This is a genomic window from Pseudomonas sp. W2Oct36 (assembly GCF_041060465.1).
In the GTDB taxonomy this organism is placed as follows: domain Bacteria; phylum Pseudomonadota; class Gammaproteobacteria; order Pseudomonadales; family Pseudomonadaceae; genus Aquipseudomonas; species Aquipseudomonas graminis_B.
Map to the genome: position 1 here is coordinate 35,168 of NZ_JAUERW010000009.1, position 22,739 is coordinate 57,906.

The 22,739-nt window shown below is 61.9% G+C and carries 20 protein-coding genes and 1 riboswitch; of the genes, 14 read left to right on the forward strand and 6 right to left on the reverse strand.

Annotated features, from left to right (window positions below):
* The first annotated feature begins 1 nt into the window (after position 1).
* The 5 genes from QWI18_RS13925 to QWI18_RS13945 all read left to right on the forward strand — a co-directional run bounded on the left by QWI18_RS13925 (position 2) and on the right by QWI18_RS13945 (position 5,607).
* Positions 2–1,405, forward strand: coding sequence for a PIG-L deacetylase family protein (locus QWI18_RS13925; RefSeq protein ID WP_369319082.1), 1,404 nt, complete (start codon positions 2–4; stop codon positions 1,403–1,405).
* Positions 1,406–1,544: 139 nt separating this feature from the next.
* Positions 1,545–2,969 (forward strand): bifunctional D-glycero-beta-D-manno-heptose-7-phosphate kinase/D-glycero-beta-D-manno-heptose 1-phosphate adenylyltransferase HldE, encoded by a 1,425-nt coding sequence (hldE, locus tag QWI18_RS13930; RefSeq protein WP_369319083.1) that lies wholly within the window; start codon positions 1,545–1,547, stop codon positions 2,967–2,969.
* 73 nt (positions 2,970–3,042) lie between these two features.
* A complete protein-coding gene (locus QWI18_RS13935) occupies positions 3,043–4,017 on the forward strand; it encodes a glycosyltransferase (RefSeq protein WP_065987841.1) in 975 nt (324 codons plus the stop codon).
* Positions 4,017–4,727, forward strand: coding sequence for a hypothetical protein (locus tag QWI18_RS13940; RefSeq protein WP_369319084.1), 711 nt, complete (start codon positions 4,017–4,019; stop codon positions 4,725–4,727). The genes QWI18_RS13935 and QWI18_RS13940 overlap by 1 nt, the downstream gene beginning before the upstream one ends.
* Before the next feature lie 67 nt (positions 4,728–4,794).
* Positions 4,795–5,607 (forward strand): hypothetical protein, encoded by an 813-nt coding sequence (locus tag QWI18_RS13945; RefSeq protein WP_369319085.1) that lies wholly within the window; start codon positions 4,795–4,797, stop codon positions 5,605–5,607.
* A gap of 8 nt (positions 5,608–5,615) precedes the next feature.
* Here the strand turns inward: QWI18_RS13945 and QWI18_RS13950 are convergent, their stop codons facing one another.
* From QWI18_RS13950 to QWI18_RS13965, 4 genes are all read right to left on the reverse strand, one after another.
* A complete protein-coding gene (locus tag QWI18_RS13950; RefSeq protein WP_065987838.1) occupies positions 5,616–6,581 on the reverse strand; it encodes a metal ABC transporter ATPase in 966 nt (321 codons plus the stop codon).
* Between the two features lie 36 nt (positions 6,582–6,617).
* Positions 6,618–7,427 (reverse strand): aldo/keto reductase, encoded by an 810-nt coding sequence (locus tag QWI18_RS13955; RefSeq protein WP_065987837.1) that lies wholly within the window; start codon positions 7,425–7,427, stop codon positions 6,618–6,620.
* Positions 7,424–8,599: an FAD-binding oxidoreductase gene (locus QWI18_RS13960; RefSeq protein ID WP_065987836.1), complete on the reverse strand. Its 1,176-nt coding sequence runs from the start codon at positions 8,597–8,599 to the stop codon at positions 7,424–7,426. Before QWI18_RS13960 ends, QWI18_RS13955 begins: the two co-directional genes overlap by 4 nt.
* Positions 8,600–8,662: 63 nt before the next feature.
* Complete coding sequence (locus tag QWI18_RS13965) at positions 8,663–8,995, reverse strand: multidrug efflux SMR transporter (RefSeq protein ID WP_065987835.1); 333 nt, start codon at positions 8,993–8,995, stop codon at positions 8,663–8,665.
* 163 nt (positions 8,996–9,158) lie between these two features.
* Here QWI18_RS13965 and waaA point away from each other — a divergent pair, with 163 nt between their 5' ends.
* Positions 9,159–10,433 carry a lipid IV(A) 3-deoxy-D-manno-octulosonic acid transferase gene (waaA, locus tag QWI18_RS13970; RefSeq protein WP_369319086.1) on the forward strand — a complete coding sequence of 425 codons (1,275 nt, stop codon included), beginning with the start codon at positions 9,159–9,161 and terminating at the stop codon, positions 10,431–10,433.
* A 358-nt stretch (positions 10,434–10,791) separates the two neighbouring features.
* On the opposite strand, the gene QWI18_RS13975 is transcribed toward waaA, so the two are convergent.
* Positions 10,792–12,231, reverse strand: a complete 1,440-nt coding sequence (locus QWI18_RS13975) for a TolC family outer membrane protein (protein WP_065987833.1) — start codon at positions 12,229–12,231, stop codon at positions 10,792–10,794.
* 182 nt (positions 12,232–12,413) lie between these two features.
* A riboswitch (TPP riboswitch) is annotated at positions 12,414–12,518 on the forward strand.
* 171 nt (positions 12,519–12,689) lie between these two features.
* On the opposite strand from QWI18_RS13975, the gene thiC reads away from it, so the two are divergent.
* Together thiC and cytX are read left to right on the forward strand one after the other, a co-directional pair.
* The gene (thiC, locus tag QWI18_RS13980) at positions 12,690–14,591 is read left to right on the forward strand and encodes a phosphomethylpyrimidine synthase ThiC (RefSeq protein WP_369319087.1); all 1,902 of its coding nucleotides are present in this window, start codon (positions 12,690–12,692) and stop codon (positions 14,589–14,591) included.
* Between the two features lie 159 nt (positions 14,592–14,750).
* On the forward strand, positions 14,751–16,040 hold the full coding sequence (gene cytX, locus QWI18_RS13985) for a putative hydroxymethylpyrimidine transporter CytX (RefSeq protein WP_296313818.1): 1,290 nt from the start codon (positions 14,751–14,753) through the stop codon (positions 16,038–16,040).
* Here cytX and QWI18_RS13990 read toward each other — a convergent pair.
* A complete protein-coding gene (locus QWI18_RS13990; protein WP_369319088.1) occupies positions 16,009–16,755 on the reverse strand; it encodes an RsiV family protein in 747 nt (248 codons plus the stop codon). The genes cytX and QWI18_RS13990 overlap by 32 nt on opposite strands.
* Positions 16,756–16,974: 219 nt before the next feature.
* Here QWI18_RS13990 and QWI18_RS13995 point away from each other — a divergent pair, with 219 nt between their 5' ends.
* The 6 genes from QWI18_RS13995 to QWI18_RS14020 all read left to right on the forward strand — a co-directional run bounded on the left by QWI18_RS13995 (position 16,975) and on the right by QWI18_RS14020 (position 22,712).
* On the forward strand, positions 16,975–17,592 hold the full coding sequence (locus QWI18_RS13995; protein WP_065987827.1) for an NUDIX domain-containing protein: 618 nt from the start codon (positions 16,975–16,977) through the stop codon (positions 17,590–17,592).
* Positions 17,583–18,035, forward strand: a complete 453-nt coding sequence (locus QWI18_RS14000; protein WP_065987826.1) for a DUF1249 domain-containing protein — start codon at positions 17,583–17,585, stop codon at positions 18,033–18,035. Before QWI18_RS13995 ends, QWI18_RS14000 begins: the two co-directional genes overlap by 10 nt.
* A gap of 121 nt (positions 18,036–18,156) precedes the next feature.
* Positions 18,157–18,966, forward strand: a complete 810-nt coding sequence (gene cpdA, locus QWI18_RS14005; protein WP_296310620.1) for a 3',5'-cyclic-AMP phosphodiesterase — start codon at positions 18,157–18,159, stop codon at positions 18,964–18,966.
* Positions 18,967–19,109: 143 nt separating this feature from the next.
* A complete protein-coding gene (locus QWI18_RS14010) occupies positions 19,110–19,727 on the forward strand; it encodes a YqiA/YcfP family alpha/beta fold hydrolase (protein ID WP_369319089.1) in 618 nt (205 codons plus the stop codon).
* Positions 19,728–19,830: 103 nt separating this feature from the next.
* Positions 19,831–21,735, forward strand: a complete 1,905-nt coding sequence (parE, locus tag QWI18_RS14015) for a DNA topoisomerase IV subunit B (protein ID WP_065987823.1) — start codon at positions 19,831–19,833, stop codon at positions 21,733–21,735.
* The gene (locus QWI18_RS14020; protein WP_296310615.1) at positions 21,735–22,712 is read left to right on the forward strand and encodes an esterase-like activity of phytase family protein; all 978 of its coding nucleotides are present in this window, start codon (positions 21,735–21,737) and stop codon (positions 22,710–22,712) included. Before parE ends, QWI18_RS14020 begins: the two co-directional genes overlap by 1 nt.
* Positions 22,713–22,739: the final 27 nt, after the last annotated feature.

Here is a 22,739-nt window from a genome sequence, read left to right on the forward strand (position 1 = left end):
CATGTCCGGGCGCAAGCAGCAGCTTCTGAAACGACATCGGCGCAACAAGCGTCTGGCGCTGATCATCGGTCTGGTGCTGCTGATCGGCATTGGTATCGGGGTCGCGTGGTGGCTGGTGCCGTTGCTGATCGTTGCTGCCTGGGTGGCCCACGAAGCCTGGTTCTCCGACCATCTGTTTTATTCGCCCAAGAGCGACTACCGCTATCAGTTTCCCGACGCGGCGCAGTCGCAGGCTGTCTCCGTCGTCAACGGCATGCTGCAACTGAGCGAGCCATTGGCCGAGGGCGAAACGCTGCTGCTGGAGCTCGATCTGCGCAGCAACTGGCTGGGTCGCTGGCTGGACCCTTACGTGGTGGCCGGCGACGACCGCCAGGATTTCGAACGGGGTTTCGCCGGGCGTCGCTACGTGAACCTCACCGGTCAGCGCGACGTCGTTGCTGACAGCACGTTGCGCCTCAAGGGCGGGTTCTGTCGCATCGGCAATGCCGCCCGTTTGTACGTGCTGAGCAACCCGGATTACCGCCAGCAACGGTTGATGATCCTCGCGCCCCACGCCGACGATGCCGAACTGGCAGCGTTTGGCCTGTACAGCCAGGCCGCCGAATGCAGCATCGTCACGGTGACTCAGGGCGAGATCGAGGCCGAACGCTATGAACGACTGGGGCTGAACCGCGCCGATGCCGCGCGGCTCAAGGGTCGCCTGCGCACGTGGGACAGCCTGGCGATTCCGTTGTGGGGCGGTGTGCCCCAGAGCCAGTGCGTGCAGTTGGGCTACTACTGCCTGCAACTGCCGGCCATGGCCCAGTCGCCGGATCAGCCGTTTGGCTCTCGCGACTCTTCAGAAACCGACATCCGCAGCGCGCGGCAGCACAATCCTTCGCCGTTGCCAGGGGATCGGGACGGCGCGCCGACCTGGAACAATCTTGTTGCCGATCTTGCAGCGTTGCTCGACGCGCATCGACCGGACGTCATTGTCATGCCGCACCCTGAACTCGACCCCCACGCCGACCACATCGCCACGACTCAAGCGTTATATGAGGCGGTGAGCAGAAGCGCGCACACGCCTGATGTGGCGCTGTTCTATGCCAATCACCTGCACGACAACGATCGCTGGCCCATGGGTCTGGCCGGGAAAGGCGTGGCGTTGCCGCCGTTCGTTGAAGCGCCGTCGGTTGATCAGCTCTGGAGTACATGGCTCAGTGCGGACGTGCAACTTGATAAAGCCATGGCTCTGGCGATGCAGCATGACCTGCAGGGACCGCCACCCCTGAAGAAGCGCCTGCGTCGGCAGATTCAACGCTGGCTGGCCGGCCGCGAATGGCCGCTGACGGGAGACGACGAATTCTTCCGCAAGGCCGTTCGCCGGCATGAGGTGTTCTGGGTTCGCCGCTTTCCGCGTCCTTGACTGCAACAGCCGATGCACCATTAAAGGCGCCATTTGAAGCGCCGTTTGAAGCACTACGGGATTCGAGGCCAACCGGCCAGCCAGCGCTGATCGCTGTGCTAAGATTCCGTCCTTGTCCATTTCTGCCACGGGTTGTTCGATGAAGTTGTCCATGCCGCGTTTTGATCAGGCTCAAGTGTTAGTTGTCGGCGATGTCATGCTCGACCGCTACTGGCACGGTGGCACTTCCAGAATCTCCCCTGAAGCGCCGGTGCCGGTGGTCAAAGTCGACCAGATCGAAGACCGTCCGGGCGGTGCTGCCAACGTGGCGTTGAACATCGCAGCGCTGGGCGCCAAGGCGTCACTGGTCGGCGTCACCGGTACCGACGAAGCCGCTGACAGCCTGAGCAACAGCCTCAAGGCCGCTGGCGTCGTCGCCTGCTTCCAACGCATCGCCCACCAGCCCACCATCGTCAAATTGCGCGTCATGAGCCGGCACCAGCAGCTCCTGCGTATCGACTTCGAAGAACCCTTTGCCACCGATCCCGAGGCCCTGAGCCGCGAGGTCGACGCCTTGCTCGACGGCGTCAAAGTGTTGGTCCTGTCCGACTACGGCAAGGGCGCGCTGAAGAACCATCAAGTCCTGATCAAGGCAGCTCGGGACCGTGGCATTCCCGTGCTGGCCGACCCGAAGGGCAAAGACTTTGCCATCTACCGTGGCGCCAGCCTGATCACGCCCAACCTCAGTGAATTTGAAGCCATCGTCGGCCATTGTATCGACGAGGCAGAGCTGGTCGCCAAAGGCGCAGCGTTGATGAAAGACCTCGATCTGGGTGCGTTGCTGGTCACTCGTGGCGAGCACGGCATGACCCTGCTGCGCCCGGACCAACCGACGCTGCACCTGCCGGCCCGTGCGCGGGAAGTCTTCGACGTGACCGGCGCCGGCGATACGGTGATTTCCACGCTGGCAGCGGCCATTGCATCGGGTGAGGAGTTGCCGCACGCGGTCGCGCTGGCGAACCTTGCGGCGGGCATCGTCGTAGGCAAGCTGGGCACCGCCGCGATCAGTGCGCCCGAGTTGCGTCGCGCCATCCAGCGTGCCGAAGGTTCCGAGCGCGGCGTGCTGACCCTCGATCAGTTGCTGCTGGCCATTGACGACGCCCGCGCCCACAACGAAACCATCGTCTTCACCAACGGCTGCTTCGACATTCTGCACGCCGGCCATGTCACCTATCTGGAACAAGCCCGCGCGCAGGGCGATCGGCTGATCGTGGCGGTCAACGACGATGCGTCGGTGAGTCGCCTGAAAGGCCCGGGCCGCCCGATCAACAGCGTTGATCGACGCATGGCCGTGCTGGCAGGTCTGGGCGCGGTGGACTGGGTGATCAGCTTCCCGGAAGGCACCCCGGAAAACCTTCTGTCCCATGTCCATCCGGACGTGCTGGTGAAGGGCGGGGACTACTCGGTTGATCAGGTCGTCGGCGCTGACATCGTCGCCTCTTATGGCGGCACCGTGAAAGTGCTGGGGCTTGTCGCCAACAGTTCAACGACAGCCATCGTCGACAAGATCCGCAGCCAGGACTGATCCGACGCCCGCAGCGCAGAGTGGCACCCCTTGCCGCTGCCATTTTTGTATTCGCAGTTCGGTATATGAACGTATGAAAGTCATGTTACTGGTGATGGATGAACAGCGCGTCATACTGGACGGCTTGTACGAAACCGTACGGCAGCAGTGTGACGACTGCGTCATCTTTCGCCTGAGCAAGCAACAGCAGCTGAATCTCGGGCCGTTTCTGGCCTCGGTCGACTATCAGAGCTACGACCGGGTGGTGATCTTCTCCCGGGTCAAACGGCTTGCTCGCCAGCGCGCGGTGCTCAAGTGCATCCCAGGGCTGATCTTTCTTGAGCACGATGCTTACCAGAATTACATGAGCGCGAGCAAATACCACGGGATGTACTCGCGCCTGTACCGGCAACTGCCGTGGAGTCGCGCGCTGCTGTCGGGCGCGGTGGTGGCGCGGCGTATGCGCGGCGAAGGCATCGATGCGGTATTCGTGTCCAAGGGCTATGACCAGGAAATGCTGCGCAATCTCGGGCAGCCCCGGGACATTCCGGTGGGCTTCCTTGGCAGTCTGAAGAGCCGCGAGTATTCCCAGCGCAAGCAGCTGGTGGAAAACCTCGCGCAGCGCGCCGGCATGCTGGTGACCCGCACGGCCTCCGGCGCCGAATACCTGGAAACCCTTAATCGCATCAGGATTTTCGTCAGCGCCGACATCGGCATGGGCGAGTTCATGATCAAGAATTTCGAAGCCATGGCTTGCGGTTGCGTGCTCCTCGCGTGGAGTCAGGGTGAAGAGGACGATCTGCTGGGCTTCGAAGAGGGGCGCAACGTCATGTTCTACCGCTCCGAAGACGAAGCCGTCGAGAAGATCCGCCTGCTGCAGAGCGACCCCGAGCTTGCCGCGCGCATCGCGGGCGAAGGGCAAAGATTCGCCGAAGAACGCTATGCCTTTGCCCGCGTGGGCCGCGATCTGGCCGATGAAATTCAGCGGCCAATGCGCCCGTGGCGGCGTCCATCCGCGCTGACCCGTGCCTGGGTCAAGTTGCGCCATGGCATGCAGGTGCCGGCCTGATGACGCTGCCGTCAGAACACGACAGCGCCGCGCCCCTTGTACCCCCTGTATTGCCGGGCGCCGATCAGGACGTGATCGGCGCACTTCCCGCTGCACTGCGCCAGTGCCTGGCAAACGCTGCACGGGTCATCCTCATCGCCAACAACCCTGCCATCACCCAGGCGGACTTCGATGCCTTGGGCGTGGGCGCCGACGATGTGGTGGTCAGCTTCAATCTGTGCATCAAGGCCGCTCTGCTGAAGCCAGAAAGCGTCAACCTGTTTGTGCATGGCTTCAATGCGCCGGACTGTTATTTCTTCGGACTCCCCGCAACCGCTGAAGTACAAAAACTCGCCGCCCAACCGGGGTCACGCTGCTTCACACTGTTGGTGGGCTGCGCCGTCCCGCTGTGCCCGCTGCCTGACGTTGCGCTCTATTGGGACCGCATTCCGTTGCCGGCACTGGCTGAGCACTATCCGGTTGATCGCCCCAACGGCAAGCGCTTCGTCGGGCCCTCCACAGGATTCAACGTGCTGGTGCTGCTCGACTGGCTACGCCCCCATGCCGGTTATCGCTACAGACTTTTGACCCTGGGTTTTTCCAATGAAGCCGGCAAGCTCTGGGGCGGCCACGCCTGGGACTATGAGCGCCACTGGCTGCTGGGCGCCGACGTCGAGGTGATCGCCCTCAAGCCCCGAAGCTGGTGGCGCAAGCTGCTATTTAGTAAATGAACGAGCCCGTCCGCCGCTTGCGCGCGCGCGTCCAGGCGCATCGCCATTGATCCCGGAGAGTTTGTCAGTGCTGAACATTGCGGTCGCGTTTTTTGGTATCCCGCGCAACTCGGAAATCTGTTTTCCGTCCATCGAGGAAAATGTCCTTGGGCAGTTGCCGAAGGGCAGCAACGTCAAATGCTTTTACCACCTCTACAAGATCGACGAAGTGCACAACCAGCGCTCGGCGGAGAAGGGCGAGCTGAAGGCGCAGAACTACGACGTTTTCCAGTCGATGATGGGGGTTCTCGAATCCACCGACGGCGTGCTCGATCGCTGGGATTTCGAACGGGTCAAGGCGATGGGAGACACCTGGGGCGACGAGTACGTTTCCCTGCGCAACCTGATCTATCAGCTCAACTCCCTGCACACGGTCACGGGCATGATGGAGTCGTTCGATCCGGACTTCGTGGTGTTTGTGCGTCCGGACAACTTCTTCCATTCGCCGCTGCCGGGTTATGTCTTTCATTCGCCGCAGGCCCGGCGGCTGAACGCCTATATCCCGGACTGGCAGTGGTGGGGCGGGCTGAATGATCGTTTCTCCATTTGCGGCCGCGATGTTTACCGGGCCTACGGCAAGCGGATCGAACGCATCTTTGAATTCTGCGAAGCGACAGGCCGCAAACTGCACTCGGAGCGCTTGCTCAAGTACGCGCTGCTCAAGGCGGATGCCCGGGTGTGCACACTGCCAACGACCGCCTCGCGTGTGCGCATCACCGGCGCCTTCGCCGATGAGTCGTTCTCACCGAAGCGCGGGATGGGCAAACGCGAAAACCGCTATTTCCACTTCTTCGCCCGGCTGCGCACCTGGCGTGACAAACGCCTTGCCGAGAAGAGCTGAGCGGCGGCTTACTTGTGCAGGCCGCTGCGAACCAGCCTGACCAGGCGCCGCGCCTTGATGCGCAGCTTGGTCAGCCCTGACTTGGGCTTCTTCTTCGGCGTCATGCCCTGCTGCACCAGCCAGTCCTTCCAGCGAATCCGCTCCTCGCGCACCACCCAGCCTTCTTGCGGAGCGAAGCTCTCGGCCAGATAAAGACCCCGCGTACCGGCAGGCGAAAGCTTGTCGTTCTTCAGGGTGTACAGCTCGGGCAGGGGCGAGCCGTTTTCCAGGGGCATCAGGTAGAGATCCGGCTTGCTGCGATTGAGGCGCGCCACCAGCTCGTTGTTTTCCAGGCTTTCATCGACGTGGAAAAGGCTCAGCGGTCGAGCCTCTTTCGGCACTTCCAGGCGCATGTCGTAAATCAGCTGCAACGAGGCGGTCGGTAAATGCACATAAGCGCGGGGCCGCTCGATCAGGGTCAGGCTGCCGCAACGTACAGGGCGTGCCGCCCCGGAAAGCGGTGTGAGGCGAAAAGGCATCGCTTCGCGGTAATGCAGCGCTGCCGCGTAGGGCGCAGGCAGCCAGGTTTCATTGAAGCGTCCGCCGAGCCAGCCTTGGGGCGTCTCGATCAGGCATTCCTCAGCGACTTCCTGCACCGCGGTGTGCAACGGCAGGTTGAGCTCGTGGGCGGGAACGTAGCCCGAGATCAGCTTGAGCACCACATCGCCACGGTCCTGACGGCGCTGGCGAACCAGCACCCAGTAATCGCGGTTCTGCCAGCGCAGAGTCAGGCGCACCGAGACGCCGAGATTGGCCAGCTCGGTGGAAAACCGTTCGCTGTCCTCTACGTCGATCTTGCGCCGCCGCGCCAGGGTCTGGGTGAAATTCAGCGGCATCCCGACGCTCTGGTAGGTCAGGCCTTCCGGGGTGGCTTCGACGAATATCGGCAGGGTCTTGAAGTTACTGGGGTTCTTTCGGATCAGGGTTCGCGGCATATCGGCTCCTTCTTGCGTTGGGGTCGGCCGTGCGTCTCAGGGCTGACGACGGATCACGGCAGCGGCGGTTGCCACGTTATGGGCCAGATGCAGCGGGTTGATGGTGCCGACGATAGCACCGGTAACGCCGGGATGTTCAAACAGCAACTCGAAACTGGCACGCACAGGATCGACACCGGGGCTCAGGCAAACGTGCCCGCTGGCCAGTGCTTTTTTGACCAGCACCCCTTTGCCGTGTGCAGCAGCGTAGTCGAGGACCGGCTGTTCGCCCTGTTCGTTGAGGTTGTACGTGACCATCGCGCAGTCGCCGCCCTGCAAGGCCAGCAACCCGCCCTCGACGGTCTTGCCGGAGAAGCCGAAGCCGCGAATCTTGCCTTCGCGCTTGAGCTCGGCCAGGGTCTGATACACGGCGCATTCGTTGAGCACGTGCAGGTCGTTGCCGTCGGAATGCACCAGCACCAAGTCGATGAAATCCGTTTCCAGGCGCTGCAGGCTGCGTTCCACCGACAGCCGCGTATGTTCGGCGCTGAAATCGTGCCGAGACTGGCCGGCTTCAAATTCCTCACCCACCTTGCTGACGATCACCCAGTCCTGGCGTTGCCCGCGCAGCAGCGGGCCGAGGCGCTCTTCGCTGCGACCGTAGGCCGGGGCGGTGTCGATCAGGTTGATGCCCAGATCCCGCGCCAGCTTCAGCAGCATCTGCGCTTCGCCGTCGTCGGGAATCGTGAAGCCATTGGGGTATTTGACGCCCTGATCGCGGCCCAGCTTCACCGTGCCCAGCCCCAGGGGGGAAACGTTGATGCCGAGGGTGCCGAGCGGTCGATGCAGATCGTGCAGGGTCTTCATGGCAGCAGTTGATCCCAGACAGGCATGGCGAGGGGCGGCTTGGGGAAGTCGGTGTGCGGCGGTTGTGGGGTGGGGTGAATGTCATCCCGGGACAACGAGGCCAGTACGCGATCGGCGAAGTCGGGAGCCAGCGCCAGCTTGGTCGGCCAGCCAACCAGCAAGCGGCCTTGCACGTCGAGAAAGGCGTTGTCGGGGCGAACCAGACCGCTTTGCTGCGGCTCGGCGCGGTCCACGCGCAGGGTGGCGAACTGCGCCTGACTGAGGTCGACCCACGGCAGCAGATTCCCGAGTTCTTTTTTTGCGGCGGCGATCTGCTCGGCGGGGTTGCGGGCAACGCCTTCGGCCTCGGCAATGTCGCCGCCCAGGTACCAGACCCACTGACCGTCGGCCGCCGGATGCGTCGTCACCGTGATCCTTGGTTTCGGCCCGCCACCCAGGCAATGGGCGTACAGCGGTTTAAGCGTCGGGCCTTTGACCAGCACCATGTGCAGCGGCCGGCGTTGCATGGCCGGCTGGCTCACGTTCAGCGCCTTGAGCAGATCAGCCATGCCTTCACCGGCGCTGAGCACCACCCGCTGGGCGTGGATGTCGCGGCCGTCGACGCGCAGTCCGACCAGTTCGCCATCAACCCGCAGCGGCTCGATGTCCTGACCCGCCAGTAGGCTGTCGCCCGCCAGCTCCGTCAGTTTTTTCACCAGGCTGGGGATGTCGATGACCAGCTCGGCTAGGCGGTACACCTTGCCTTTGAAGCGCGGATCCTGAAGCGCAGGCGGCAGGTCGCTGCCCTTGACCTGATCGACGCGCCCGCGCACGGCCTTGCTGGCGAAGAAACTGGTGAGATTGCCGGCGATGGTGCCGGGCGACCACAGGTAGTGGGCTTCCGACAGCAGGCGCACGCCCGACAGGTTCAGCTCGCCTTTGCCTTCCAGCGCTTCGCGCCAGCGGCGGGGCATGTCGGCGATCGCTTCGGAAGCGCCGGACAGCGCGCCGTGCAGGGCGTATTTGGCGCCGCCGTGAATGATCCCCTGGGATTTGAGTGTCTGGCCGCCACCCAGGCTGGCCTTTTCCACCACCACCGTCGAAAAGCCCTGATGCCGCAGTCGCGCGTTGAGCCAGAGACCGGCAACGCCCGCGCCGACAATCAGGACGTCAGTGGAAATAGCAGATGACATGGGCACCTCAAATGGCGAAACGAATGCCGGCATTATAGGGGAAGGCTGTTTTCAGTAACCCCCTTAATGACCGGCCGTCTTCGAGAACAGCTGGATAACCACAACGCCTGCGACGATCAGACCCATACCGGCGATAGCAGGCAGATCCAGTTTCTGCCCATAAATAAACAGCGCGGCGATGCTGACCATGACGATGCCCATGCCCGCCCACACGGCGTATGCCACGCCAACCGGGATGGTGCGCACCACCAGCGTGAGCATCCAGAACGCAATGCCGTAACCGACGATCACCAGCAGCAGCGGGATCGGCGTGCTCAGGCCTTTGACGGCTTTCATGGATACGGTGCCGATGACCTCGGCACAGATGGCGATGGCCAGCAGGTAGTACGCAGGCATGGTGTTACTCCTTTTCGATGGCCGTCATTAAAGCGGCTTACCCGGCACCGAACAACCGGGCGTTTTGGGGGAGGCGCGGTGGTCTCAGGTGGACTGTGCCGGGCAAGATATGTGCGAAGCTCGATGGAAATCTGACAGCAATTGGCTGATAAACTCCGCGCCCATGAATAGAACCCTCTACAGCATCCTGTTTCACCTCGGCCTCCCATTGATCGCCCTGCGCCTGTGGCTGCGCTCGCGCAAAGCTCCGGCCTACGCGCAACGGGTCGGTGAGCGCTTCGCTTTGGGGCTGCCTGCCATGCAGCGTGGCGGGATATGGGTGCATGCGGTGTCGGTGGGCGAGAGCATTGCCGCTGCGCCGATGATTCGCACGTTGCTGGCTCGCTATCCGCAATTGCCCATCACCATCACCTGCATGACGCCGACCGGCTCGGAGCGCATTCAGTCGCTGTTCGCCCACGAGCCGCGCGTCCAGCATTGCTATCTACCCTATGACTTTCCGTGGGCCGCCGGGCGCTTTCTCGATCACATCCAGCCGAAGATCGGCGTGATCATGGAAACCGAGCTGTGGCCCAATCACATTCATCAGTGTGCGAAGCGCGGCATTCCGACGGTGCTGGCGAATGCGCGGCTGTCAGAGCGTTCCGCCCGTGGCTACGGACGCTTCGCCGGGCTGACTCGGCCGATGCTCGCCGAGATGAGCCTGTTTGCCGTACAGACCGAAACCGAGGCCCAGCGTTTTCGTGACCTGGGCGCTCGGCCCGAATGCGTCACGGTGACAGGCTCGATCAAGTTTGACCTGACCATCGATCCGCAATTGCTCGAGCGGGCCGTTCAGCAGCGTGAGCAATGGCAGACCCTGCAGCGTCCGGTCTGGATTGCCGCCAGTACCCATGCGGGCGAAGACGAGGTGGTGTTGGCGGCCCATCGCACGTTGATGGAAACCCATGCCGATGCGCTGTTGATCCTTGTGCCCCGTCACCCCGAGCGGTTCAACAGCGTGTTTGAGCTGAGCCAGCAGCAGGGGTTCGCCAGCGTTCGTCGGTCTACGGCCGAGGCGGTGACGCCGGAAACGTCGGTTCTGGTGGGCGACACCATGGGCGAGTTGCTGTTTCTGTATGCCGTGGCGGACATCGCCTTCGTCGGCGGCAGCCTCGTGCCCAACGGCGGCCATAACCTGCTAGAGCCTGCGGCGCTGGATAAACCCATTCTAAGCGGCCCGCACCTGTTCAACTTCCTCGAAATCGCCGCGATGCTGCGTAACGCCGGCGCGTTGGAGGAAGTTACTGACGCACCTGCATTGGCCGCAACGGTACGTGATTTGATCGACCATCCTCAGAAAGCAAAGGCAATGGCCGATGCCGGATTGGCCGTGATGAAGGCCAATCAAGGTGCGTTGCAGAGGTTGCTGGATGGGATTGGGCGGTTGTTGCACTGATTGCGGCTGAAATGCTGCCTTCGTGAGCAACGTGGAGCGCCACCCCGGTCACTCCCACAGGTGCGCTAGCTACCGCACGACATCGGAGTGTCAGGACGCCACCAATACGACTGGTAAAACTTGCCAACTCCGCAGATATGTCTGCCGGACACTAAACCGTGGGACCGAGCTTGCTCGGGAAGAGGCAGGTACATCCGCTAAATATTCAGCGGCTGGAATATCGTCTTCGTGAGCAAGCTCACTCCCACAAGTACGTCATTCACCACGCTACTGCGCGGTTTCAGGGCACAGGTCACTGACTACGAATCAAGCGCAGTGATTCCCGTTTCAATGCATTACATCCTTTCAGTGAAGCCGCTCACCGCTCTGTCGGCCGTTCGAAGTTCTTCGCCGCTTCTTTCGCCAGATCAGGCGGCAGGAAGTCTTTGTCAGGGTTGTAATCGGCCTTCAGGAAGCGCGACAGATCCTGCAGATCCCCCGGGCTCAGCGTGCCGGCTGCCTGCTTCAGACGCAGGTTGTCGAGGATGTAGTCGTAGCGGGTGTTGTTGTAATCGCGCACCGATGCATACAACTGGCGCTGTGCATCCAGCACGTCGACGATGTTGCGCGTACCCACCTGATAGCCGATTTCCGTGGCCTCCAGCGCGCTCTGGTTGGAGATGATCGACTGTTTGCGCGCCTGGACCTGCTCGACATCGGTGTTCACCGCGCGGTGCAGGTTTCGGGTGTTTTCCACCACCTGGCGGCGCAGACCTTCGCGCTGTTGTTCGCTCTGGCCGAGGCGGGCATAGGCCTCGCGGACTTGAGAACTGGTCAGCCCGCCACTGTAGATCGGGATGTTCACCTGCAGGCCAATGGTGCGTTGCTCGACGCTGCCGTGGAAACTCTGGCCGGTGTAGTTGGGGTTGGTGAAACCCAGTGGATCGTTGTCGCCTTTCTCGTACTGCGCTACCGCATCGACGGTAGGCGCGTGGCCTGCCTTGCGCTGACGCAGGGTTTCTTCCGCGGCGCTGACGGCGTAGTTGCTGGCCAGCAAATTCAGGTTCTGCTGCGTTGCGGTGTCGACCCAGGCTTTCGCGTCGTTGGGCGTAGGTGCGAGCACAGGCAGGGTGTGCACGATGCCTTCGATGGAGTTGTAATCGCGGTTGGTCAGGGTGATCAGCGCCTGAAACGCGTCATCGACCTGGCGTTTGGCGACGATCCGCGCAGCGCGTGCGGTGTCGTAGCTGGCTTGGGCCTGAAGCACGTCGGTCTTGTCCGACAGGCCGACGTCGAAGCGTTCATTGGCCTGATCGAGCTGGCGCTTGAGCGCCGCTTCCTCTGCCTTCGTCGAGGCGAGATTGTCCTGCGCGCGGAGCACCGCAAAGTAGTCTTCGGCGCTTTGCAGAATCAGGTTTTGCTCGGTGGCCGAGAGCTGCAGGATGGCCTGCTCGTTGACGTCCTTCGCAGCCTTGAGCTGGAACCAGCGGTCGGCACGGAAGATCGGCTGACTCAGGGTCGCGCGATAGACCGTTCCGCTGCGGCTGATGACGGCGGAGGGTTGGTCAATCGATGTGCGCGTGTCATTGATGTCAGCGCCACCGGAGATGTTCGGCAGCAGACCGGCGCGAGCCTGAGGCACGATTTCCTTCTGCGCGTCATAGCTGGCGCGAGCCGCCGCGAGATCAGCGTTGTTGTTCACCGCTTCCTGATACACGCTGACCAACCCGGTCCTGGTTGGCAGCGGCACGTCTGCTGCCCCGGCCATCGCACTCGAAGCACACGACACGGCAATGGCCAGTGAAAATTTGCGCAGCATAGACATTCCCTAGTAATTCAAGCGGTATGAAGACATTGACGTTGCGTCCGATCCAGATGGCTTTGGCGCCGCGTAGCGAGTGTAGTTCCAGAGGGTAGGGACAACAATCGGGCAAATCAGCCATTTAACGCGCGTTTGAATTCCGCGCTTGGCGTTTGGCCTGCGCCGCGACTAGACTGACGCCGTTCTTGTCGGGGTGCCTTGATATGAGGCTGAGATCGGATAATCCGGATCCCGTTGAACCTGATCAGGTTAGCGCCTGCGTAGGGAACAAGATTTCTCGTCTCCCGGCGAGTCCTCTTGAGCGTCGTCCGGGGTCGTCTTTGTTCAATTTCTGAACAGTCCGCGCCTCTTCGATTCTCAGCATCCATGTCGTCTCAGGGTGCATCCGTCCGTGTTCATCAGGCTCAAGCTCCGACAATTCATTCCGCTGCTGGATGATGTCTGGAGAGCCCGTGATGACTACAACACTAAAAAACGCCAATCTGAGTGAATCCGCCCAAGTCGATTCGGGGTCGGTTCAACCGTTTACCCGCTCGCAGAAAATCTATGTTCAGGGCTCGCGTCCGGACATCCGTGTGCCCATGCGCGAGATCAGCCTGGACGTTACGCCCACCGGCTTCTCCGGAACAGACAGCGGCGGCGAGATCAATGCGCCGGTCTGTGTGTACGACACCTCCGGCCCTTATACCGACCCCAACGTCATCATCGACGTGCGCAAAGGCCTGGCCGACGTGCGTTCGGCATGGATCGAGTCACGCGCCGACACCGAGCGCCTCCCAGGACTGACCTCCAACTTCGGCCAGCAGCGTCTGGCCGATGCTGAGCTGACCAGGCTGCGTTTCGCCCACGTGCGCAATCCGCGTCGGGCAAAGTCGGGGGCTAACGTCAGCCAGATGCACTACGCGCGTCAGGGCATCATCACCGCCGAGATGGAATACGTCGCCATCCGCGAAAACATGAAGCTGCAGGAAGCCCGCGCCGCCGGCCTGCTCACCCAGCAGCACCCAGGCCAGAGCTTCGGTGCGAGCATTCCGAAAGAGATCACCCCCGAGTTCGTGCGCGAGGAAATCGCCCGCGGTCGCGCGATCATTCCGGCCAACATCAACCACGTTGAGCTGGAACCGATGATCATCGGGCGCAACTTTCTGGTGAAGATCAACGGCAACATCGGCAACAGCGCGCTGGGCTCGTCCATCGAAGAGGAAGTGGCGAAACTGACTTGGGGGATTCGCTGGGGGTCGGACACGGTCATGGACCTGTCCACCGGCAAGCATATTCATGAAACCCGCGAGTGGATCATTCGCAATTCGCCCGTGCCCATCGGCACCGTGCCGATTTATCAGGCGCTGGAAAAAGTCGGTGGCGCCGCCGAAGACCTGACCTGGGAGCTGTTCCGTGACACGCTGATCGAGCAGGCGGAGCAGGGCGTGGACTATTTCACTATTCACGCCGGTGTACTGCTGCGCTACGTGCCGCTGACCGCCAAGCGCGTGACCGGGATCGTCAGCCGTGGTGGTTCGATCATGGCCAAATGGTGCCTGGCCCATCACAAGGAAAACTTCCTTTACACCCACTTCGACGACATCTGCGAAATCATGAAGGCCTACGACGTCAGCTTCTCCCTGGGCGACGGCTTGCGCCCGGGCTCCATTGCCGATGCTAACGACGAGGCGCAGTTCGGAGAGCTGGAGACACTCGGCGAACTGACCAAGATCGCCTGGAAACACGACGTGCAATGCATGATCGAAGGCCCTGGCCACGTGCCGATGCAGTTGATCAAGGAGAACATGGACAAGCAGCTCGAGTGCTGCGACGAGGCGCCGTTCTACACCCTCGGCCCACTGACCACCGACATTGCACCGGGTTACGACCACATCACGTCGGGCATCGGCGCGGCCATGATCGGCTGGTTCGGCTGCGCGATGCTCTGTTACGTCACGCCCAAGGAACACTTGGGGTTGCCGAACAAGGACGACGTGAAGACCGGGATCATTACCTACAAGATCGCCGCCCATGCCGCGGATCTTGCGAAGGGGCATCCCGGTGCGCAGATTCGCGACAACGCGCTGAGCAAGGCGCGGTTTGAATTCCGCTGGGAAGACCAGTTCAACCTCGGGCTGGACCCGGATACCGCCCGTGCGTATCACGACGAGACGCTGCCGAAAGACTCGGCGAAGGTCGCGCATTTCTGCTCCATGTGCGGGCCGAAATTCTGCTCGATGAAAATCACTCAGGAAGTGCGTGAGTACGCCGCTAACCAGAAGATCAGCGCGGTGGACGTGTCGGTGGACGAAGGCATGCGCGAGCAGGCGGCGCGGTTCAGGCAGGAAGGCAGTCAGCTTTATAAAAAGGTTTGATCTGCATGCGCTTAGTCAGCGCCGCGTGATCGTTCCCACGCTCCGCGTGGTAATGCCGCCTCTGACGCTCTGCGTCATTCAGGACGCAGAGCGTCCCGGTAGGCGTGCCCACGCAGAGCGTGGGAACGATCAACTATTAGTTTCTTCGGGACAACAAACGTGAACACACCCGGCACCTATTCCCCCGACGCCCCCGTACCCGCCGCCAAGCGGGTTTTTGGCGGGCGCGATCTATTCTCTCTGTGGTTTTCCCTCGGCATCGGCCTCATGGTCCTGCAAACCGGCGCATTGCTGGCGCCGGGGCTGGGCATGTCCGGCTCGATGCTGGCGATTCTCCTCGGCACGCTGGTCGGCGTCTTGCTGCTCGCTGCTGTTGGCGTCGTTGGCAGTGACACCGGGCTGTCGTCGATGGCGGCGCTCAAGCTCAGCCTGGGCAGCAAGGGAGCAGGCGTTCCGGCGATTCTCAATCTGCTGCAACTGGTGGGCTGGGGCTCGTTTGAAATCATCGTCATGCGCGACGCCGCCAGCCTGCTGGGCGCGGGCGCTTTCTCCGAAGGGAGCCTTTGGGCGAGTCCGATGCTCTGGACCTTGGTGTTCGGCGCCCTCGCGACCTTGCTCGCCGTGAGCGGTCCGTTGGCCTTCGTCCGGCAGATCCTGCGCAAATGGGGCATCTGGCTGCTCTTGGCGGCGTGCGCCTGGCTGACCTTCAACTTGTTCAGCAAGGCTGATTTGACGGCGCTGTGGTCACGCGCGGGCGACGGTTCGATGCCATTTGCCGTCGGCTTCGACATTGCCATCGCCATGCCGCTGTCGTGGCTGCCGCTGATTGCGGACTACTCACGGTTCGGCAAGCGCGCCACCGGTGTGTTCGGTGGCACAGCGCTGGGCTTCTTCATCGGCAATTTCTGGCTGATGTCCCTTGGCGTGGCGTACACCCTGGCCTTCGCGCCAAGTGGTGAAGCCAACGCGCTGCTGCTGGCGCTGGCGGGCGCGGGGATGGGCATTCCGTTGCTGCTTATCCTGCTGGACGAATCGGAAAACGCATTCGCCGACATTCACAGTGCAGCCGTGTCGAGCGGCCTTCTGCTCAAGGCCAAAGTCGAACACCTGTCGCTGGCGATCGGCATCATCTGCACACTGATCGCCTGCTTTGCGCCTCTCGCCCAATACCAGAACTTCCTGCTGATGATCGCTTCGGTGTTCGCGCCACTGTTCGGCGTGGTACTGGTGGATCACTTCATCCTGCGCCGCCGCCGTCACGACGTTGCGACAGCGGGCTTGCGCTGGATGACGCTACTGGCGTGGATCGGCGGGATCTGCACCTACCATCTGCTGGCGAACCTGTATCCGGACATCGGCGCAACGCTGCCCGCGCTCGTTGTCGCCGGCATGCTGCAGCTGGTACTTAGTAAAGCGATCAGCTCCGGCCAGGAAACAGCTCAGGCTTAACGATGCCGTTCAACTGCGGATACGGAATCTTCAGCTCGATGTGGCCCATGGCGTAGGGGGCGATGGTTTTCACCGGGTACTTGAGGATCACCGCACCGTACGTCAGAGCAATGTTGGAAGTTTGCTTGAATGCCCACATGTTCTGGAACTCGGTGTCCTTGTCCAGCTTGCTGCTGATCAGCCAGGCCTGATGAGCGAGGCGGGCCTTGTCCCAGAAGGCAGCTTCCTGACCCGGCACCAGCATGTCGGCGAGCGTCAGCACGCGGTGTTGCTGGCGGGAATAGTTGATGAACGCGCGGCCCGGATTACCCTGGCCGCTGCCGGAATCGACGTAGCTGGACAGCTCCACGACCACGATTCCGTCATGCTGCTCACGTACCTTGGCTTGCAGGTAGCTGCTGTTGCGCGCCGGCGCGCGGCTCAGGTATTGCTCCTGATACGCCTTCAGCGTCGGCGGCACCGGACCATCGCTGTCGCTGCGGGTCAGTTGCAGCAGCGTGCGCTGGACGATCTCGTCAAGTTTCGGCTCATCGGGGAAATGCACGGTGTCGATGTTCACCAGCGGGCAATCATCGGTGGTGCAGCCGGGCTTCATCAGCTCGGAGGCGTCGCGCTGAACGGTCAGCGGACTGCGCAGATTGGGTTGAAACAGGCTTTGGCAGGCGCCCAAAATCAGGGCCACGCAGGCCAGTGAAATGATCTTCAGAAAAGACATGTTGATCCTTGGCATCGGCATAAGGGGGCGTCACGTGGTAGGTAACGGCAAGGTCCTTCGACTGTGGGTGGCGCAATCAGTTCGCCATCGGGCGGATTAGAGTGCTTTCCCCGGCAGTCGTCTACCCCGGTGACCGGTTTTGCGAATTCAAAGGGCTGCATCCCGCACCACAGCGCGTTAGGATGGGCCCGGACACAGTGCTCAAGCAGTGAGAAATGTATGACGGATAGCAACAGATCGACACCGACAAAGCACGAAATTACACACCGTGAGACCTGCTTCAAAGGGTTTTACCAGCTCGACCGTCTTCAGTTGCGCCACGAATTGTTCGCGGGCGGCATGGGCCCGGAAATCAAACGTGAGTTGTTCGTTCGCCACGATGCAGTGTGCGTGCTGCCCTACGACGCCAAACGCGATGAAGTCGTGCTCATCGAGCAGTTCCGCGTCGGCGTCATTGGCAAGCATGAGAACCCCTGGCTGATCGAAATGGTCGCTGGCCTGATCGATAAAAAAGAGGAGCCCGAAGAGGTTGCTCACCGCGAGGCACAAGAGGAAGCTGGGCTGACGTTCAACGCCCTTTGGCCGATCACCAAATACTTTCCATCGCCGGGCGGCAGCAACGAGTTCGTGCATCTGTACCTGGGCAAATGCGACAGCGAGGGGGCAGGTGGACTGCACGGGCTGGTAGAAGAGGCCGAAGACATCCGGGTTTCGGTCTGGTCATTCGACGACGCGATGCAAGCCGTCAGGGACGGGCGCATCGTCAACGCCGCAACTATTATTGCAATGCAATGGCTGGCGCTTAACCGCGCCGAAGTAAGGGGGCTATGGTCGTGAATCTTCTGCGCGAGCGCTATCGTGTTGACCTCGCCGGGCTGCAAGCCGCCTGCGAGGCGAACTACGCGCGCTTGATGCGTTTGCTGCCCGATATGCGCAATCAACAGCGCTCACGCCGGGTCGCCGTGACCCAGGGCGATCAAATGCTGGGCGTGCTGGCGGTCGAGGTCATCCTCGATTGCCCGTACACCACCACGCTCCAAGTCCGTCAGGAACACAGCCTGCCGTGGTTGCCGGTGCCCGTCCTCGAAGTGCAGGTCTACCACGACGCGCGCATGGCCGAAGTCATCGGCGCCGAGCACGCGCGTCGTTTCCAGGGTATCTATCCCTATCCCAATGCCGACATGCACCAGCCTGACGAAAAGGCTCAGCTCAACGTGTTTCTGGGTGAATGGCTGAGCCATTGCCTGGCGTGCGGGCATGAGTTTGAGGCGGTACGCTGAGACGGCGCGACTTATCGGCTGGACCTTCTGCACGCAGATGAGAACCAGGCCCTCTTTCCAGGTTTGCCGCCGCACCGATCTCACACCATAATCCGGCCACATCCGCTTAAGGAGATGGCCATTGTCGAGCCCATCCTCTCATTCCTCATCCGTGCTGGTCGTCCAATTGACCGACAGCCATCTGTTCGCCGAAGCGGCCGGCACGCTGCTGGGCATGCCCACGCGCGCCAGTCTCGATGCGGTGGTCGAGCGTGTCCTCATCGAGCAGCCGGCGATCGATCTGGTGCTGGCGACGGGGGACTTGTCTCAGGACGGCACGGTTGAGTCGTATCAGGCATTCCGCGAGGCAAGTGAGCGCCTGAATGCGCCCGCGCGCTGGATTCCGGGGAATCACGACGAGCTGAGGGAGATGGCGATTGCCGCGCAGAACAGCGACTTTCTCGAACCGGTCGTCGACGTCGGCAGTTGGCGGGTCACGATGCTGGATTCTGCTGTTTCCGGGTCCGTCCCCGGTTATCTGCAAGACGGCCAGCTTCAGTTGCTCGCCCAGGCCTTGAGCGAGGCGCCGGAGCGGCATCATCTGGTGTGTCTGCATCATCATCCGCTGCCCATCGGGGCGGCATGGATGGAACCCATCGGTTTGCGCAATCCCGAGGCGCTTTTTTCGGTCCTGGATCGATTTCCTCAGGTGCGTGCGGTGTTGTGGGGGCACGTGCATCAGGAATTCGATCAGCTTCGTGACGGCGTGCGGCTAATGGCTTCGCCATCGACCTGCATTCAATTCGCGCCGAACAGCGTGGATTTCGGTCTTGATGACCTTGCGCCCGGCTATCGCTGGTTGCGCCTGCACGATGACGGGCGGATCGAAACCGGTGTTTCGCGTATCGAGCCCGACCTGTTCGACGTCGACATCAACGGCGCGGGCTACTGAAAGACATTTCCTCAATTTGCCGCGATTCGTCAACAGGTGAGTCATCGCGCAGTTGACCCTGTAAACTGCGTGGCTTTGCCTTGACGGGCGGCGACAGGCCAGCCCGTCCGGGATGTATCGATTGCCGTTTGGGAGGCAACTGCGTGAACCAGGATCAATCGACGCTTCTTTATATTCACGGCCTGAACAGCTCGGCCAGGTCGCAGAAAGCCACACAGCTGACGACGCTGATGGCGCGTCTGGGTTTGAGCGATTACGTGCGCGTGCCCGAACTGCATCATCATCCGCGTCAGGCGCTGATGCAGTTGGAGGCCGCAATCGAGGAGCTCGGTCGGCCGCTGCTGGTCGGCAGCTCGCTCGGCGGCTACTATGCGACTCACTTGGCTGAGCGCCACGGCCTCAAGGCTGTGCTGATCAACCCGGCGGTCAATCCGCATCAGCTCTTCGATGGTTTTCTCGGCACCCAACAAAACCTTTATACCGGCGAGAGCTGGGAGCTGACGCACGACCACGTGAAGGCGCTGGCCGAGCTGGAAGTGCCTGCTCCGCAGGACCCGCAGCGTATTCAGGTGTGGCTGCAAACGGGCGACGAGACGCTGGATTACCGACGCGCCCAAAGTTTCTATCGGGCTTGTGCATTGCGCATCGAAGCGGGTGGCGACCACGGGTTTCAGGCTTTCGCCGCAAAGATGCCAGCGCTGTTGAGCTTCGCCGGGTTCGCTCCAGCGCTGCTGCAGGGCGTCGATCTGAGCGGGCTCTGACCTGAGCCGTCGCTGCGACACACGTGTAGAACAGTCTTGTAAAAACATTCTTGTAAAACAGTAGCACTCCGAAATTTCATGAACGACTTGATGACGAGACCCCATGGCCAATCCCAGCGCTAGCTCTTATAACGCAGACGCCATCGAAGTCCTCTCGGGCCTCGACCCGGTCCGCAAACGGCCGGGCATGTACACCGACACCTCACGCCCCAACCACCTGGCGCAGGAAGTCATCGACAACAGCGTCGACGAAGCGCTGGCAGGCCACGCCCGGTCCGTGCAGGTCATTCTGCACGCCGACAATTCGCTGGAAGTCTCCGACGATGGTCGCGGCATGCCCGTGGACATCCACCCCGAAGAAGGCGTGTCGGGCGTCGAGCTGATCCTCACCAAGCTCCACGCCGGCGGCAAGTTCTCCAACAAGAACTACCAGTTCTCCGGCGGCCTGCACGGCGTCGGGATTTCCGTGGTCAACGCGCTTTCGACCGAGGTACGGGTACGGGTCAAGCGCGATGGCAACGAATACGAAATGACCTTTGCCGATGGCTACAAAGCCAGCGAACTGGCGGTGATTGGCACCGTTGGCAAGCGAAATACCGGCACCAGCGTGTATTTCGCGCCGGACCCCAAATACTTCGACACCCCGAAATTTTCTGTCAGCCGCCTCAAGCACGTGCTCAAGGCCAAGGCCGTTCTGTGTCCGGGCCTGCTGGTTAGCTTCGAGGACAAAGGCACTGGCGAGAAGGTCGAGTGGCATTACGAGGATGGGCTGCGCTCGTATCTGCAGGATTCGGTGTCCGACTTTCTGCGCCTGCCCGACGAGCCGTTCTGCGGCGTATTCGCAGGCAATAAAGAGGCTGTCGACTGGGCGCTGCTGTGGTTGCCCGAGGGCGGCGACAGCGTTCAGGAGAGTTACGTCAACCTGATTCCGACGGCCCAGGGCGGCACCCACGTCAACGGCCTGCGGCAGGGCCTGCTGGACGCGATGCGTGACTTCTGCGAGTTCCGTAATCTGCTGCCCCGCGGCGTGAAGCTGGCACCCGAAGACGTCTGGGAGCGCATCGCTTTCGTGCTGTCGATGAAGATGCAAGAGCCGCAATTCTCCGGCCAGACCAAAGAGCGGCTGTCGTCCCGTGAGGCGGCGGCGTTTGTTGCCGGTGTGGTCAAGGATGCTTTCAGCCTGTGGCTCAATGCGCACCCGGAAATGGGAATGCAGCTGGCCGAACTGGCGATCAACAATGCCGGTCGTCGTCTCAAAGCGAGCAAGAAGGTCGAGCGCAAACGCATCACCTCAGGCCCTGCACTGCCGGGCAAACTGGCCGATTGCGCGGGGCAGGATCCGATGCGCTCCGAGCTGTTTCTGGTCGAGGGTGACTCCGCCGGCGGCTCCGCCAAACAGGCCCGGGACAAGGAATTTCAGGCCATCCTGCCGTTGCGCGGGAAGATCCTGAACACTTGGGAAGTCGACGGCGGCGAAGTGCTCGCCAGCCAGGAAGTGCACAACATTGCCGTGGCGATCGGGGTTGATCCGGGCGCTGCGGACATGAGCCAGCTGCGCTACGGCAAAATCTGCATCCTCGCCGACGCCGACTCCGACGGCCTGCACATCGCCACGCTGCTGTGCGCCTTGTTCGTCCAGCATTTCCGCCCGCTGGTGGATGCAGGTCACGTCTACGTCGCCATGCCGCCGCTGTACCGTATCGACTTGGGTAAAGACATTTATTACGCCCTGGACGAAGCCGAGCGCGACGGCATTCTCGACCGGCTCGTGGCTGAGAAGAAACGCGGCAAGCCGCAGGTCACCCGATTCAAAGGCCTGGGTGAAATGAACCCGCCGCAGCTGCGCGAAACCACCATGGACCCGAATACCCGCCGACTGGTGCAGCTGACCCTGGATGACTTTGAGGCGACGTCGGAAATGATGGACATGCTGCTGGCCAAGAAACGCGCAGGCGACCGCAAGAGCTGGCTCGAATCCAAAGGCAATCTGGCCGAGGTGCTGGTCTGATGCGGGGCTGGTTTGCAGCGCTGTTATTGATCGCCACGCCCGTTTTCGCCGCGCCATTGCCCGAGCTCAAGCTGCTGTCAGAGCATCCGGTGGACGACATGATCGGCGGCAACCTGTCCGGGCTCGCGTCCTGCAACGGCGTGCTGTGGACCGTTTCGGACCGCGACGACACCCTGCTTTACAGCCTTGACACCTCGGCAACGGTCTGGAAAGCCAAGGCCCAGACGCTGGAAATCCCACCGATTCCGGACAGCGGGCTGTCTGCGACCCTGCGTGGCATGGCCAAGGCTTCGGCGCTGATCCGTGGCGGCGGCCTGGATTTTGAAGGCGTGAGTTGCGACGCAGCGGGCAACCGTTACCTCGTCAGTGAAGCCTACGCCGCCGTGCTGAAAGTGCCGGTTGACGGTGCGCCGGTCTGGCTGGAGCTGCCCAGGAAGGTCGTCGAAGAAGCGCAGTCGGCCGGGATGCTGCAGCATTTCAACGCCATCTTCGAAGGGATCGCGGTCAATCCGGCAGGCGATCAACTATGGCTCGCCGCCGAGCGTGACAAGCGCGGCCTGTTGACCGCAAAGCTCGGCAAGGACGGCTGGGCCTGTGACGCCAGCTGCATTCTGCGAGTCGAGTCCGGCAACGATATTTTGCCGCCCGAGCTGGGTGGCAAGGCCGTCTCCAAGGACTTTTCCGACGTCTCGCTGTACAAGGGCAAGCTGTTCACCCTGGAGCGCGCGGCTTACCGAATCTGCCGTCGGACCTTGACGACAGGTCAGTTGGAAACGTGCTGGTCGTTCGCCAAAGAGGCGCTCCAGCCAAACCGGCTGTATGACCAGAAATACGGCCTGACCGAAGCGCTGATCGTCGACGAAAAAGGCGCTTGGGTCGGCACCGACAACAACTTCGGTGTCCGCGCCGATGGCGAAAAACGTCCCGTCGTCTGGCGCTTTGCCGCGCCCGAGGGTGGCTGGAGCGGCAAGCCTTGACCCCGTCACCCCCCGGCAAACGCGCCG